Source organism: Mediterraneibacter faecis (assembly GCF_055383675.1).
This window is the reverse complement of record NZ_AP043803.1, coordinates 2,449,102-2,464,686: the sequence shown is the minus strand read 5'-3', so window position 1 is coordinate 2,464,686 and position 15,585 is coordinate 2,449,102. Positions and strand designations below refer to the sequence as shown.

Annotated in this window: 13 protein-coding genes; 12 read left to right on the top strand and 1 reads right to left on the bottom strand. The window is 42.0% G+C overall.

Going from position 1 to position 15,585, the window contains the following annotated elements; all coding sequences use genetic code 11:
* Window positions 1-11: 11 nt before the first annotated feature.
* The 3 genes from ACZ47Z_RS11545 (at window position 12) to ACZ47Z_RS11535 (ending at window position 2,095) form a co-directional block, all read left to right on the top strand.
* The gene (locus ACZ47Z_RS11545; RefSeq protein ID WP_015528132.1) at window positions 12-800 is read left to right on the top strand and encodes a GTP pyrophosphokinase; all 789 of its coding nucleotides are present in this window, start codon (window positions 12-14) and stop codon (window positions 798-800) included.
* Between the two features lie 93 nt (window positions 801-893).
* Complete coding sequence (locus ACZ47Z_RS11540; protein WP_015528131.1) at window positions 894-1,559, top strand: DUF4317 family protein; 666 nt, start codon at window positions 894-896, stop codon at window positions 1,557-1,559.
* On the top strand, window positions 1,526-2,095 hold the full coding sequence (locus tag ACZ47Z_RS11535) for a TetR/AcrR family transcriptional regulator C-terminal domain-containing protein (protein WP_020436685.1): 570 nt from the start codon (window positions 1,526-1,528) through the stop codon (window positions 2,093-2,095). Before ACZ47Z_RS11540 ends, ACZ47Z_RS11535 begins: the two co-directional genes overlap by 34 nt.
* Before the next feature lie 374 nt (window positions 2,096-2,469).
* Here the strand turns inward: ACZ47Z_RS11535 and fucO are convergent, their stop codons facing one another.
* Window positions 2,470-3,615, bottom strand: coding sequence for a lactaldehyde reductase (gene fucO, locus ACZ47Z_RS11530; protein WP_020436684.1), 1,146 nt, complete (start codon window positions 3,613-3,615; stop codon window positions 2,470-2,472).
* Between the two features lie 299 nt (window positions 3,616-3,914).
* Here fucO and ACZ47Z_RS11525 point away from each other — a divergent pair, with 299 nt between their 5' ends.
* From ACZ47Z_RS11525 to ACZ47Z_RS11485, 9 genes are all read left to right on the top strand, one after another.
* Window positions 3,915-4,316 carry a hypothetical protein gene (locus ACZ47Z_RS11525; protein ID WP_020436683.1) on the top strand — a complete coding sequence of 134 codons (402 nt, stop codon included), beginning with the start codon at window positions 3,915-3,917 and terminating at the stop codon, window positions 4,314-4,316.
* 137 nt (window positions 4,317-4,453) lie between these two features.
* The gene (locus ACZ47Z_RS11520) at window positions 4,454-6,037 is read left to right on the top strand and encodes an AarF/UbiB family protein (RefSeq protein ID WP_054753819.1); all 1,584 of its coding nucleotides are present in this window, start codon (window positions 4,454-4,456) and stop codon (window positions 6,035-6,037) included.
* Window positions 6,038-6,418: 381 nt separating this feature from the next.
* On the top strand, window positions 6,419-7,492 hold the full coding sequence (locus ACZ47Z_RS11515) for an FAD:protein FMN transferase (protein ID WP_441914015.1): 1,074 nt from the start codon (window positions 6,419-6,421) through the stop codon (window positions 7,490-7,492).
* Between the two features lie 34 nt (window positions 7,493-7,526).
* Complete coding sequence (locus ACZ47Z_RS11510) at window positions 7,527-9,305, top strand: FMN-binding protein (RefSeq protein WP_464525593.1); 1,779 nt, start codon at window positions 7,527-7,529, stop codon at window positions 9,303-9,305.
* Window position 9,306: 1 nt separating this feature from the next.
* Window positions 9,307-9,762 carry an FMN-binding protein gene (locus tag ACZ47Z_RS11505; protein WP_020435821.1) on the top strand — a complete coding sequence of 152 codons (456 nt, stop codon included), beginning with the start codon at window positions 9,307-9,309 and terminating at the stop codon, window positions 9,760-9,762.
* A gap of 1 nt (window position 9,763) precedes the next feature.
* Window positions 9,764-10,636: a 4Fe-4S binding protein gene (locus ACZ47Z_RS11500; RefSeq protein WP_226875895.1), complete on the top strand. Its 873-nt coding sequence runs from the start codon at window positions 9,764-9,766 to the stop codon at window positions 10,634-10,636.
* 3 nt (window positions 10,637-10,639) lie between these two features.
* Window positions 10,640-11,062 (top strand): NusG domain II-containing protein, encoded by a 423-nt coding sequence (locus tag ACZ47Z_RS11495; protein ID WP_020435823.1) that lies wholly within the window; start codon window positions 10,640-10,642, stop codon window positions 11,060-11,062.
* A 29-nt stretch (window positions 11,063-11,091) separates the two neighbouring features.
* Complete coding sequence (locus ACZ47Z_RS11490) at window positions 11,092-11,598, top strand: Gx transporter family protein (RefSeq protein ID WP_015528122.1); 507 nt, start codon at window positions 11,092-11,094, stop codon at window positions 11,596-11,598.
* 128 nt (window positions 11,599-11,726) lie between these two features.
* Window positions 11,727-15,341: a penicillin-binding Tp47 domain C-containing protein gene (locus ACZ47Z_RS11485; RefSeq protein ID WP_464525592.1), complete on the top strand. Its 3,615-nt coding sequence runs from the start codon at window positions 11,727-11,729 to the stop codon at window positions 15,339-15,341.
* The last annotated feature ends 244 nt before the right edge of the window (window positions 15,342-15,585 follow it).

The window sequence follows — 15,585 nt, the reverse complement described above, 5'->3', positions numbered from 1 at the left end:
GAAAGAAACAAATGGGTAGACGAGAATTAGAAGAACGAATCGAGAAAAGAAGAGAGGACTTTGTAAGAAACAGTCTTCTTTCAGATGAATTTATTGACTTTGTACAGGAGAATTTAAAGCCGGTCAATACGATGATGGCTTATTATCAGTGTGCGATCATGGAAGTTGAGACGAAATTTAAGGTGCTGAGCGAACAGTATTCGCTGGAGTATGACCGCAACCCGATTGAGAGTATTAAGACGCGTGTAAAATCTATGGAGAGTCTGCTGAAGAAGATTCGTCGTAAAAATATTCCATTGACGATTGATGCAATCGAAGAAAATATTCAGGATATTGCCGGTGTGCGTGTGATCTGCGCTTTTCAGGATGACATTTATAAACTTGCGAAATGCTTCCTTGATCAGGACGATGTAATTTTAATTCAAAAAAAAGACTACATTGCAAATCCAAAGCCAAGTGGTTACAGAAGTCTTCATCTGATCGTGAAGACTCCGATTTTCTTAAAAGAAGGAAAAAAGATGATCACAGTTGAAGTGCAGCTTCGTACGATCGCGATGGATTTCTGGGCGAGCCTGGAGCATAAGCTTCGCTATAAAAAGAGTATTCCGGAAGATCAGAGTAAGTATCTGGCAGAAGAGATGATGGACTGTGCACAGATCAGCTCAGCTCTTGATGAGAGAATGCAGAAGGTGCGTGATGTGATCATGCAGGCGGAGGAAAAAGAGGAAGAAAAAAGTAGCGGCGTGGAACCGTTAATGCTTCGAGGATTGACAGAGCGGATAAGACAGAAGAATCTCTGATGTAGACAGGCGGAAGATGTTTGAGACGAACAGAAAGCTGTCGAGATATGCAGAGATTTGTAGGGATAAACAGAGAGCCGGAGGGAAAAGATTATGATCAATCGAGAAGATATGCTGGCGCTGACCAGACGAATGACAGTGAAACGGACATCGATCACTCGGATCGCCGGGGGATATATGGATATAGACGGATTTATAGATGGAACATTTAACACCAGTTTCCTGAAATTAAGCCCGGCAGAACAGGAGAAGAATCTGGCACTTGCGAAGAAAGTGCCGTTTGCAAAAACAAATAAAAATCTGAAGGAATATAAGTTTTCTGATGATCAAAGAAATCCGGACAGTATGTGGAAGCTTCTGATGGGGATGCGTGCCTGTGGCTTGAAAAATGATGCTCTGATGGAGACATTTTATGAGATTATCGGGGAACATTACCAGGCAGATGAAGATTATGCAATCTATGTTTTTCATGACAGATATGACATTCCGGCGAAGGGGCTGGATCATATACGTCAGGGAGAATCAGAACGAATGTATGAATACATTTTATGCGTGATCTGTCCATTAAGCGGAGAATATGAACCGGGCGAACCGGAATGCGGTTTCCTGTTTCCTGCATTCGTAGATGGAGGCGCTGCAATGAATTACGTGGATATTTACCAGGAAGACGAAGAATACCCGCATGAAGAACTGCTTGAACTGCTTGGAGTGGAAAGGAAAAAGTTATGGCAGAAACATACAAGTCAGGAGAAAAAGTAAAATACCGGTTGGCAGAGGCAATGAAAGAATGCATGAAAAAAGCTCCGGTCGAAAAGATCACTGTGAAAGAGATCACAGAAGAATGCGGAGTGACACGTCAGACCTTTTACCGGAATTTTCAGGATAAATACGATTTGATCAACTGGTATTTTGACAAGATACTGATTGAATCCTTTGAACATATGGGAGAGGGACAAACAGTCTATGAAAGTCTTGTAAATAAATTTCAATACATTCAGAAAGAAACACTTTTCTTTCGTGCGGCATTTAAAAATGACGACCAGAACTGTTTGCGTGATCACGACTTTGAACTGATCACACAATTTTATACCGATCGTATCGAAGGAAACACCGGGAAAAAGATGTCCGACAAGATTCGCTTTCAGTTAGAAATGTACTGCCAAGGCTCCATTTACATGACGGTCCAATGGGTTCTCGGCAATCACAAAGCCACCCCCGAAACCCTGGCTAGATTCCTCTCCGAATCCATGCCCGCAGAACTAAGAGACGTCTTTAAAGAACGTGGATTGTTGTAGATAGATTTATTTCTACACACAAAAAAATGTGCGAATCATTTCACCCCTTCGTATATTCCGTAAATCTATTTCTATACACAGAAAATTCGGAAATGTGGGATAAAGTGAATCTCCGAAGAAGGATGACGCATCGAAGATGGTGAATGTGGAGTGTGCTTGATAATACTTGAAAAACTTAAGGTTACGTTAAAGAAAGGTTTGGAAACTGTCTGAGCGGCAGTGAGTTTTCCAAACCTTTCTTTGTATTTAGTAATCTTAAGTTTTTCCTAGAATTATCAGTACACGTAACCCTGAGCCAGATTCGATGCGTCATCCTTTGAAGGAATCACAGCTTATCACATTTCAGAATTTTCGTCCGTGTATCAGAAATCAATTTACATAAGCTTTCTAAAGAGCTCTTTCAGATCCTCTACACTTGCATCTTTCGGATTACCCGGTGCACAAGCATCAGCGTGAGCAGACTCAGCGAGGAACTGCAGGTCTTCTTCTTTCAGAGCTTCCAGTTTTGTCGGGATTCCAACGTCAACAGAAAGTTTCTGAACAGCATCAACAGCAGCTTTTCTGTATTCTTCAACAGACATGTCGTCAACACCTTTAACGCCCAGTGCTCTTGCGATTTCACGGTATTTCTCACCTGTACAATCTGCATTGTATTCCATAACGATTGGAAGCATCATAGCACATGCAACACCGTGTGGAGTATCGTATACAGCACCAAGTGTATGAGCCATAGAATGAGCGATTCCAAGACCTACATTAGAGAATCCCATTCCTGCGATATACTGTCCAAGAGCCATTCCTTCACGGCCTTCTTTTTCATTTGCAACAGCGCTTCTTAAAGATTTTCCAATGATCTCAATTGCTTTGATATGGAACATATCTGTCATTTCCCAAGCAGCTTTTGTTGTATATCCTTCAATTGCATGTGTCAGGGCATCCATACCTGTGGAAGCTGTAAGTCCCTTTGGCATAGAGGACATCATATCCGGGTCAACAACTGCGATAACCGGCATGTCATGTGGGTCAACACAAACGAATTTTCTCTTTCTTTCAACATCTGTGATAACGTAGTTGATTGTAACCTCAGCAGCTGTTCCGGCTGTTGTTGGAACTGCGATGATCGGAACACAAGGTTTTGTTGTCGGTGCAACACCTTCAAGGCTTCTTACATCTTCAAATTCCGGGTTTGCGATGATGATACCGATTGCTTTGGAAGTATCCATAGAAGAACCACCACCGATTGCAACGATGTAATCTGCATCAGCTTTCTTGAATGCTTCTACTCCGTGCTGTACATTTTCGATTGTTGGGTTTGCTTTGATATCAGAATAAATTTCGTAAGCAAGTCCATTTTCATCAAGAATATCTGTTACTTTCTTTGTAACTCCGAATTTGATCAGATCAGGGTCAGAACATACAAAAGCTTTCTTAAATGCTCTTGCTTTTGCTTCTGTAGCGATCTCTTTGATTGCGCCTGCTCCATGATAAGATGTTTCATTTAACATAATTCTGTTTGCCATGATTTTCGATCTCCTTTTTTAAAAACAGATTTTCGGGAAGCTTTAGAGATATTCCCGATGTACTATGTCTTTATTTTAACAAGCGTAAATAAAAAAGAAAAGTTACAAAAGGTTGAAAATGTAACATTTTAAGCTTTTTTTTGTGGAAAAGTTTTGAAAATTATAAAGGGTTTATTAAATTATTGTGAAACAAGCACAGAAAATAAAATCGAATACTAGACGAGATGAAGAGAAAGTTGTAAAATCTAATTATAGTTTTGAATCTGGAAACAGATCATTTACGGAAGGAGACAGGCATTATGGAAAAATTAACAGACAACTTAAAGAAGGTAATACTGGCTGGAATCGGAGCGGTTGCTACAACTGCAGAGAAGTCAAAGGACGTTCTTGATGATATGGTAAAAAAAGGCGAGCTTACAGTGGAGCAGGGCAAGGTTCTGAATGAGGAACTCAAGCATAATCTGAAGCAGACAGTAAAGAACAATGTGAATGTGAAAGTCAAAGTCACTACACCGGAAGAGTTGAGCGAACTTCTCGACAAGATGACACCGGAGCAGTTAGAAGCACTGAAGGCTCAGATCAAGGCGAAAGAGTCAACCGTAGATTCGGAAGCAGAAGAGGTAGATGCAGAAGATACAGCGGAAGATGTTGAAAATGTAGATGATGCAGAAGTTGTTGAGGAAGAGACAAAAGAAGAGTAAAAATATTAGAGAAGCTGCCGAAAAGCGGCTTCTCTGCTTTCTCAAGAAAGAAAAAAGTGACTATTACTTTTGAACTATCAGCAAGGGATACTGAAGAAAAGAGGAACTCGTCACCGAGACAGCAGGAGAATACAGATATGAGTGAGAAAGAAAAGGGAACAAATAATTCAAGATTTAGAGAGATTATTTCTGTACTTCGAAAACATAATATTACACGTGGACTTAGTCCGAAGAAACTTCGTTTGATCATGGAGGATCTTGGTCCGACTTTTGTGAAGATCGGACAGATCATGGCACTCCATTCTGACATTCTTCCAAAGGCCTATTGTGATGAATTGATGGAATTATGTACGGATGCAAGACCGATGCCCTTCGAGGAGGCAGTGTCTGTAATCGACGAGTCTTACGGACGCTCCTGGAAGAAAGTTTTTTCATCAATCGAAGAGACGCCAATCGGTTCTGCATCAATTGCGCAGGTACATAGAGCAGTCTTAAAGTCAGGAGAAGAGGTTGTCGTTAAGATTCAGAGAAAAGGCATTTATGAGATGATGGCGCGGGACATTGAGTTTATCCGTAAAGCAATCAAGCTGATGCCGCCGATCAGTCTGAAAGGAATGGCTGATTTTGATCTTGTGCTTGACGAACTCTGGTCAGTGACAAGAGATGAGATGAATTTCCTGACCGAAGCATCGAATATCGAAGAATTTGCCAGAAGAAATAAAGATGTCAATTTTGTTCAGACACCGGTTCTGTATCAGCAGTATACGACCGTTCATGTGCTGGTGATGGAATATATTGATGGTTGCGGTATTGATGAGAAGGATAAGCTGCTCGAAGATGGCTATGACCTGAAAGAAATTGGAAGCAAACTTGTAGATAACTATATTAAGCAAGTAATGGATGATGGGTTCTTCCACGCTGATCCGCATTCCGGAAATGTTAAGATCCGTGATGGAAAGATTGTCTGGATTGATATGGGTATGATGGGACGACTGACAGAGCATGACCGTGAGATGATCACGCTTGCGATCGAAGGCGTTGCACTGAATGATGTTGGTCTGATCCTAAAGGCGGTTCTTGGACTGGGTGAATTCAAAGAACGACCGGAGCAGAGAAAACTTTATGAAGACATTGAAGGATTGCTTTTGAAATACGGAAGTACCGATATGGGCAAGATTAATGTGGCAGAGGTCATGACGGATCTGATGGAAGTCATGAAAGAAAATAAGATCATGATGCCACATGGACTGACGATGCTTGCCAGAGGACTTACGCATATGGAAGGTGTACTTTCCAATATCGCACCGGATATCAATATGGTGGAGATTGCCAGAGCAAGACTTGCTGCGGATTTTCTTCACAATTTTAACTTTAAGAAGGAATTGAAGAACACAGGAAGAAGCCTTTTGAAATCTGTGCGGAAGATGATTGACCTTCCATCCATGACAACGGACTTAATGGATGAATTCATGAAAGGTCAGTCAAAAGTAAACCTGGATCTGCGTGTGTCAAAGGATCTGGCATTTCTTTTAAGACGACTTGTAAGGAATATTGTTATGGGTCTGTGGGTCATGGCACTTCTGATCAGTTCAAGTATTATCTGTACAACGGATATGACACCGAAGTTTATGGGAATCCCGGCACTTGGTGCGTTCGGATATCTGATGGCAGTGGTGATTATGATCTATGTATTTGTGAAACATATTTTCTCGAGGAAGTAAAAAAAGAATAGAAAGCAAAGGAAAAGAGAGATGAAATTTTCGTCTCTCTTTTTTATATATTAGGAAAGTCCTTTCCTAATATATAAAAAACGCTCCGCTCAGGATGCGCACTGCGGCGTACAAGGTAGGTGTCGCAAGCGGTCTACGTTTCCACTTCGGTCCTTGCTAAACAAGCGCCACTGGCGCTTAGCAACGCCGCAGGCGCAAGAATGTGCCGAGGCACATTCTTTGTTCATGAGAAAAATATATAAGTTTAAAACAGATAAATGAGAAAAGTTCTCAAATAATAAAAATCCAATTGACTGTATAATAGACATCCTGTATACTTACGGAGTTAGTTAGACTAACATGAGTTAGAAAAGTATAACCAGGAGCGATTACATGAAATTAAAAAATATAAAATGTTTACTTGCAGTCTGTCTTTGTGCATCGGCCCTGTTGGTCGGATGCGGACAGAAGACAGCAGATAAATCCGAAACATCGTCAGAAAGTGCACAGAATCAGTCGAAGGATATTCAAGAAGCATCCAGAGATGTTTTTGCAATGGATACCTATATGACAGTGACTGCGTATGGAGAAAATGCAGAGGTAGCTGTTGATGCGGCACAGGCAGAGATTGAGCGTCTGGACGCACTTTTATCGACAGGAGATGCAGACAGCGAGATCGCAAAACTGAACGCAGATGGAAGTGCAGAGCTTTCCGAAGATGCAGGTTATCTGACGGAACGCGCATTGGAACTTTATCAGAAGACAGATGGGGCGTTTGATATTGCGATTTATCCGGTGATGGAAGCATGGGGATTCCCAACACAGAACTTTCAGGTTCCGTCACAGGACACATTGGATCAGCTTCTTCCACTCACTGATGCGGGAAATATTTCTTATGACAAAGAAACGAAAAAGATATCTTTCGGTGTAGAAGGAATGAAAATCGATCTCGGAGGAATTGCAAAAGGATATACCTCATCCAGAATTATGGACATTTACAAAGACAATGGAATCACAAGTGGATTAGTGAATCTTGGCGGAAATGTGCAGGCACTCGGAACAAAGACGGATGGAACGAAATGGAAGATTGCAGTGCAGAGTCCCGATGACACAGAAGATTATCTGGGAATTCTGAGTGTTCAGGATAAGGCTGTTATCACTTCAGGGGGATACGAACGGTATTTTGAACAGGATGGTGTGACGTATCATCACATCATTGACCCAAAGACCGGATACCCGGCAGAAAGTGGACTTGTCTCTGTAACAATTGTAAGTGAGGATGGAACACTGGCAGATGGACTGTCTACTTCACTTTTTATTATGGGAAAAGAGAAAGCGGCAGATTTCTGGAGAGAACATAAGGATGATTTTGATGCAATCCTTATGAGTGATGATGGGACGCTATATGTAACAGAAGGGCTGGAAAATGATTTTTCAACGGAGAGAACAGTTGAGATCATTCGATAGAAAAGTGTAAGACAGAGTAGATTTTGGAGGAAAAATGGATTTAAAAGAAACAGGAAAGAAGCTGAAACCATTTGCACCGGTACTTTCGGTAGCAGTTGTGGCATCCTGTGTAGCAGGCACTCTGAGTGGATATCAGCCACCGGTTTATGCAGCGCAGGAGCAAACGAATTCTGTAAAAGAAGAGACTACAAAGTCAGAAGAGCAGGAGCAGGCGGTAAAAGGTTCTTTTGATCTGACGGATGGTGTTTATAAGGGAACTGGAACAGGTTATGTAGGAGAGATCACGGTTGCGGTTCAAATCAAAGACAAACAGATCGTTGCAATCGATATTCTGAGTTCTTCGGATGATGCGGCATTTTTTAAACGCGCACAGGCGGTGATCGATAAGATCATCGAAGGACAGACATTGGAAGTTGATACTGTTTCAGGGGCAACCTATAGTTCCCGGGGAATCATCAGTGCGGTGAAGAATGCACTGACAGGAGAAAAAGACAGCGGAACAACAGGACAGTCACAGTCTGGTGGCGGAGCGGCAGCAGGAAGTTCTACTTCTGTCGCAACAGTGGAAGACCCGGCAGCATATAAGGACGGAACTTATTACGGAACAGGGACTGGATTTGGCGGAACACTGAAAGTAAAGGTTGAGATCAGTGGCGGAAAGATCATAGACATCCAGATTATGGAGAATCAAGATGGAAGCGAATACATTTCCAAAGCCTCTGCACTGATCAATGCGATCATCAGTAGTCAGAGCACCAATGTAGATACCGTGTCTGGAGCAACGTACAGTTCGGTTGGAATCATCCAGGCAGTAAGAGATGCATTAAGTCAGGCGGCAGTGAGTGGAAATGGAGCGACTTCGGATTCTTCAGAGACGAATGGCTCGAACAGTTCTTACAGTCAGGATCAGAGTACATCCACAACCGGAACAGTTCCATACAAAGAAGGAATCTATTATGGAACAGCGGAAGGATACAGTGGAGATGTATCGGTAGCTGTGGTGATCCAGGAGCATACGATCAAAGCGATTTTAGTCACAGAGACATCAGATGATGAAGCATTTTTCAACCGCGCAATGGATGTAGTGAAAAATGTGCTTAAAAATCAGAATACAGATGTAGATACTGTATCTGGTGCAACTTACAGTTCTAAGGGACTTATCGGAGCAATCAAGAATGCTTTGAAACAGGCGGAGAAAGTAACGAATGGAGAATCCATTGAAGAGAAAGCAGATACAACGGAACTGGAAAATGCAGTCAAGTCAGCAGAAGCACTTGTGATGGAGGAGTATACGCAGAGTAGCTGGGCGGTTCTGAGTCTCCGACTGAATGATGCAAAAGAGCTGTTGGAAACAGCTGCGAATGAAACAGTGGAACAGCAGGCTGTTGACAAAGCGGTGGAGAATCTGAACCTTGCAGTTGCACAGCTTGAGAAAAAGAAGTCAGATCAAGAGGAAGAAGTGAAGACAAAATACATCGATGGAACTTATGAGGTGAGTATACCGTGTAAACCGGATGAGGATGAAGATTTTACAGAGTATCAGCTTTCTATGAAGGTGACAATACGAAATGACAAAATTGTATCCATTACTGACGTGTCAGGAGATGGGGATGCAGCAAATGACAGCTATATCAAGAAGGCGGCAAATGGAACTTCAAGCAAAAAAGGTGTCGTTTCCCAGATTATTACCAAAGGAATGCCGGAAGAAATTGATACGGTATCCAGAGCAACCTGTTCTTCGAATGCGATTATTGACGGATGCAAAAAGGCACTGGAAATGGCTTTAAGACCAGAAGAGACGGAGGCGCAGTAGGATGAAAGAGTTTATCGTAAGACTGTTTAGTCTGCTGGCAATCGTCGGTGTCCTTTTCGGATATAACGAAGTGTTGGATGTCCGTGCAAAGGATGAGGAAATCGCAAAACTGAATGCACAGTTGGAGGTACAGTCATCTGGTGCCAGCAGTGATTCTGAGTCAGGGAGTGATTCAGGAGATGGAGCAGGATACAAGGATGGAACCTATACCGGAGAAGCGGATGGATTTGGCGGAACGGTTGCGGTAGAAGTTACTGTAAAAGATGGAAAGATTGAAGCGGTAGAAGTGACTTCCGCCGAGAAGGAAGACAGTGCATATCTTGCAATGGCGGAAGATATCATTCCAAAGATCATAGAGGCGCAGAGTGCAGAAGTTGATACGATCAGCGGCGCAACGTTCAGTTCGACAGGAATTAAAAATGCAGCAGAACAGGCATTAGAACAGGCGGTAAAGTAGTTTGAAGAAGTTGAATATACATAATTTGAAAGCAAAAGAAATTAAAAAATTGCATACTTGGCTTCGTGCCTTGATTCAGATCCTTTATTTTCTGTTTCTGCCATCTGTGTATACAGCGGCATTTGCCGGCGTGAAATACATTTTTACACAGATAGGAGCAGGCGAGGTAATCGGGCTGACCTCTTTTGTAACGGTGCTTATAGTTCTCTGCGCGTATACGATTCTTTTCGGAAGATTCTTCTGTGGATTCGCATGTGCATTCGGAAGTCTTGGAGATGGAATTCATGCATTTTATATCTGGTGTTTTAAGAAGAAAAAGAAAAAGCCGGTGCTGCTTTCAGAAAAGATCACAGAGAAGTTAAGCTATTTGAAATATCTGGTGTTGACCGTAATCGCAGTACTTTGTTTTGCAGGAATATATGGAAAGGCAAAAGGGACAAGCCCGTGGGATGTTTTTTCTATGCTGCATGCAGGAAATTTCCATTTGCAGGGATATTTGCCGGGAGTGATATTACTACTTCTTATTATTGTGGGGATGTGTCTGGAAGAAAGATTTTTCTGTCGGAATCTGTGTCCGATGGGAGCAGTATTCTCATTGCTTCCGGTGCTTCCGTTCTTTGCATTGCACCGCGACAGAGAAAATTGCATCAAAGGCTGCAGCGGATGCACGAAGAAATGTCCATCCGGGATCGGACTCCCGGAAGACGGATCACTCAAAGTCGAGGGAGATTGTTTCCAATGCCAGAAATGTATTGATACCTGTCCAAAGAAGCATATCCATACAGGAATCAAAGGTCTGAAGGGAAATGAATTCTGGTTTACGATTCTTCGGGCAATTCTGTTACTTGTAATTATGATCTGGGCAGGAGTGTAATAGATGAAGAAAAAAGATCTGTTTTTAGGAGGCGGAATCCTCTTTGCGGCATGTGTACTGTTTCTTGTGATGAATCTGATGCAGTATGTACAGGCAAAGGAAAACGGACAAAAAGAAAATCAGGAAAAACAGGTTGTGATCAAGGTGGACGGAGAAGTTTACGGAAGATATGCTTTGGATGAAGACCAGGTGATCGAAGTGCAGGAAGGAGATTTTTACAACCGTATCCGGATTGAGGATGGAAAAGCTTACATGGAAGAGGCTGACTGTCCGGATGGATATTGCGAAGAGCAGGGGAAGATCAATAACCGGACACAGACCATTGTCTGCCTGCCTCATAAGCTGGTTGTAGAAATAGAAGAAGTTGAGAATTCTGATGATTCTCAAAATGAAAAGGAACATTTACCGGATACAATTTCTAAATAAATCAATTGTTCGACTGTAAAGGAGAATGTATGAATAGAAATAAAAAACTTGCGAATATGGCAATGCTTGTTGCGCTGGCAATGATTTTTAGTTATGTGGAAAGCCTGATCCCAATTAATTTTGGAGTGCCGGGGATGAAGCTTGGAGTGGCTAATCTGGTCACTGTTACAGGTCTTTATTTTCTGGAAATTCCGGAGGTACTGGCGGTATCGGTACTGCGTGTACTTCTGACAGGATTTCTTTTTGGAAATGGAATGTCGATCATTTACAGTCTGGCAGGGGCGGTTGTCAGCCTTCTTGCCATGGTACTTGTAAAGAAGATGGATGGAATTTCCATTGTAGGAGTCAGTATCACTGGCGGCGTCTTTCATAACATAGGACAGATTCTTGTTGCGATGGCAGTGGTGGAGAATCTGAAACTGATTTATTATCTGCCAGTTCTTCTTGTGGCAGGAACAGTGACAGGGTTCGTGATTGGAATTGTCGCAGGAAAGATTTTACCGGTTGTGAAGAAAGAAGCTGTAAGGACAGTATAGATAATAATACTTTTTGATTACGGGTTAGCAAAAACTAACTTGATAATATATTCCATGCGGAAGCAGGAAAGCAGAACTGCGACAGGCAGGATCTGTATGTAACTATTTTAGTTAAAAAGGAGGTTTCTATGAAAAACAAAGAAATGAAAGTAAAGGCAATGTCCATGGCAGTGGCAATGTCTATGGTAGTAGGACTTTGCCCGTCAACGATCTTTGCGGCAACAGGAAGTCAGACTGCAAAGGATGGAACTTATACAAAGACGGCTCATGTAACCAGAACAGAAGATGACAGTGACGATGAGTGGGAAGAATATGATGTAGAAGTAAGCTTGAAAGTAGAGGATGGAAAATTCTCTGAGATCACAGTTACACCGAAAGAAGGATATGACGAAGGAAATGCATCCTACTTTAATAAAGCATATTCCAAAACAAAAGGATTTAAAACAAAGCTTGAAGGCCAGGCCGCTACAGAAGATACAATTAACAGCTGGGATACAGTTTCCGGTGCAACACGTACTTCTGATGCAATTAAAAAAGCTGCACTTGAAGCAATCCAGTCAGCTCCGGTAGCAGGGGAGACAGTTACCATTGACACAGCAAAGCTGGAGTCAGCAATCGCAGCGGCTGAGAAACTGACAGAATCTGATTATACAGCAGACAGCTGGAGTGCAATGCAGACAAAATTAACTGTAGCGAAGGCAGCTCTGAAAGCAAAGGAATCCCAGAGTGCAGTGGACACAGCGGAAGATGAGTTGAATGCAGCAGTGAAGGCATTGAAAAAGGCAGAAGTTGCGAAAGAAATGTATGTGTTGATGAATATTCCATATTCTGAATTTTATGCAGCTGATCAGGTAGCAGGAGCAGACAGTGTATCCTCCGCTACAAAAGCGAAAACAAGATCAACACTTGTAGCTGGATCTTATCATGTAAACAGTGATGGAACAGATATTACAGGTATTACATATCCGGTTAAGATTAGTGATGCATCTGTATTGAAAAACTATACACAGATCACAGATGACAGCAAGCTTTCTATTACAGTGAATATGAAAGGAAAAGAGACAACAACAGAATATAATGGAAAAGATGCGTTATTCGAGAGCGCAAGCTATTCTTACTATATTTTAAGTGAGACTCCTTCCTATTATAAGGAAGCAACAGTAAATGCAGATGGTTCCCTCAGCTTTAGTGAAGTGAAAGGTGCAACTGCACAGAAGTTGAGTGATGCATCAATTGATTTCACAACAGATACAAAGTATGGAGATTATGAATTAGATGTAAATGGACTCCCAGAAACAGTTAATACAGTATATGGAGTTGTGATCAGCACAAAAGAAGGAGACAACTACGGACTTCGTCATCTTGAAAATATCTGGAAAAAGAAAGAACTGGCATGGAGTACAGGATTTGTGACAACATCTCATGGAAACACACTGGACTCAAAAAATTATGAAAAGATGATGGGTCAGACAATCAATAAAATCACATATTACACAGATAATGGAATCTATGAGATTGATGCAGATCAGTATGTGCCGGTTAAATTCAATGGAACTATCGCAGCAGAGAATGCAGATGTTGAAAGTGGAAAAGTAAATGTAACTGTAGAAGGCCTTCCTGACGATTATCAGGCAGAATATACAGTTGAAGGTCTTGAGGATGTTCAGGTAAAAGACGGAGTACTTACCTATAAGACAAAAGGCGCTGAGATAGGCAAATATACTCTGAAAGTATCTGATAAATCCGGAAAATATGCAGATCTTACGACAGATTTTGAATTGACAACAGAAGCTGTACCGGTTGTATTTAACAGTGAAAGTGCAGCACTTGTAGCGGCAGAAGGATATGCAGCAGAGGATGTAACTTCTTATGTAAAGAATATCGAATCCGTAACAGTTGACGGAACAGAGTATGCGGCAACAGGAAAACGTGCAGTGAAGATCATCAAAGAAGATGGAACAATTGATACAACTGCAGCTCCGTTTAAGAATGCAGAAAATGGACAGGAATTTAAGATTACAGTGAAAGCAACAGGCTATGCAAAGGATTGTGAATTCACTTATACTTTATCACAGGAGAGTGAGTATACTTACGCATATGTAGGACTTAGCTGGGCAGAGTACTGGGCTGCTGAAAATGTGCAGGCAGCAGGAGATACATCTTCTTCAGATGCAAAGGATTCAAAAGGAGAGTCTGACAAGGGTGCATTCGATACTGTAACAAGAGCTACAGTAAATCATGGACTTCACAGAGGTTCTTTCCAGTGCAACGCAGTAATCAAGGCGGAAAATGGAAAAGAGTATGCAGTAGAGTACTGGACAGATGGAACTACTGCAGTTCTGACAGACGGAAGCAAGATTACATTTAACAGAGGAGAGATTACAGAAGAATCCGGTGCAACAACAAAGATGACAGAGTATGATGTACTCGGACTGAAATATGTGCCGGTGAAAGTAAAAACATCTGATCTGGATGCACTGAAAGCAAGCTATCGTGTGATCGAAAACGGAAGTGAACTTGCGGGAGGATATTCAGAAAAGAATTTGGTAAGCTATACAGGACTGGTTGCCAATGTAACAGAGAATACAAACGGTCTGAAAACAGCAACAAAGAATGAGGATGGATCTTTCAGTTTCTCTGCAAGAGTGAATAATGGATCAGAGTCCGGAATCAAAGATCAGGCACTCAAGACAGCACCATCAGCAGAGGAAGCAGGGCTGACAGTAAAAGAAGCAAGCGGATCTTATGGAGAATTCTTAAGAGTTGATCTGACAGGAAATTATGGTGATCTTGGATCAAATCTCCAGACTGTTACATGGACTTACTATGGAGATGACAGCACATATACAAATGCAAAAGCTACTTATGGAACAAAATTTGCAGCAGATAACTGGATGCACAAAGCAATGGGAATCCAGCTTGGACTGACAGATTCTCTTCGTTGTACACTTCCGAAAGGAACGGATGGAACAGGATATTGGACCATTACACTGACAGCACTTGGATATAATGACGTGACATACAAATTCCAGGCAACAGAGGAGAACATTGTAAAAGCATCTGAGGATAAAACAATCACAACAACAGAGCTTGAGGCAGCTATTGCAAAAGCAGAAGCCCTGAAAGAAGCTGATTATACAGCGGAAAGCTGGGCATCTATGCAGATGGAACTTCAGGAAGCAAAAGATGAATTGAAAAATCCAAAAACTCAGGCAACTGTAGACGAGGCAGTAAGCCACCTCAACGCAGCTGTTGAAGCACTTGTTAAGGCAGAGGGAGATAAGACAGAAGAGGATAAGAAAGACGACGATAAGAAAGAAGAGCCGGCAGCAGTTGATACTTCTTCCCTTGAGAAAGTAATCAGTGATGCGGCAGCTCTTAAAGAAGCTGATTACACAGTTGACAGCTGGAAGGCATTGCAGAGTGCACTGACAGACGCTAAGAGCGCATTAAATGCAAAAGAAAGCCAGGAAAAAGTTGATAAAGCAACAGATGAGTTGAATGCAGCAATCAAAGCACTTGTAAAGAATGGAAATCAGGCGGGAAGTCAGAATGGAAGTGCAACTCCGACTGTTACAAAGAAGGCAGGAACAACTACGGATGGATCAGCTTCCAAAGGAACAAGTGGATCAAAAGCCGCAAAGACAGGTGATCCGGCAAATGTTCTTGGCTTATTAGGACTTGCATTCTCCTCACTCGGAGCAGGAGTTGGCGGATTTGCATGGAAGAGAAAAAGAAAATAAAGACAAGAAAATTGAGAAAATTTTTCAACAATTTCGCGAAAAAGATTAAAATAGTGCATTGACACTATCGCTTTAAAGTGATAAACTCCTAGCAAATGGAATAACGCTTTAAACCGATGAAGCGGAGATCAAAGTAATTATGCGCGCACAGAGAGTCCGGGAAGCTGAGAGCCGGATCGAGATGCAGGTTGCCAAATGGACCGCTGAGGGCACAGTCAAAGGATTTGAGAATCCGAGTACTCTG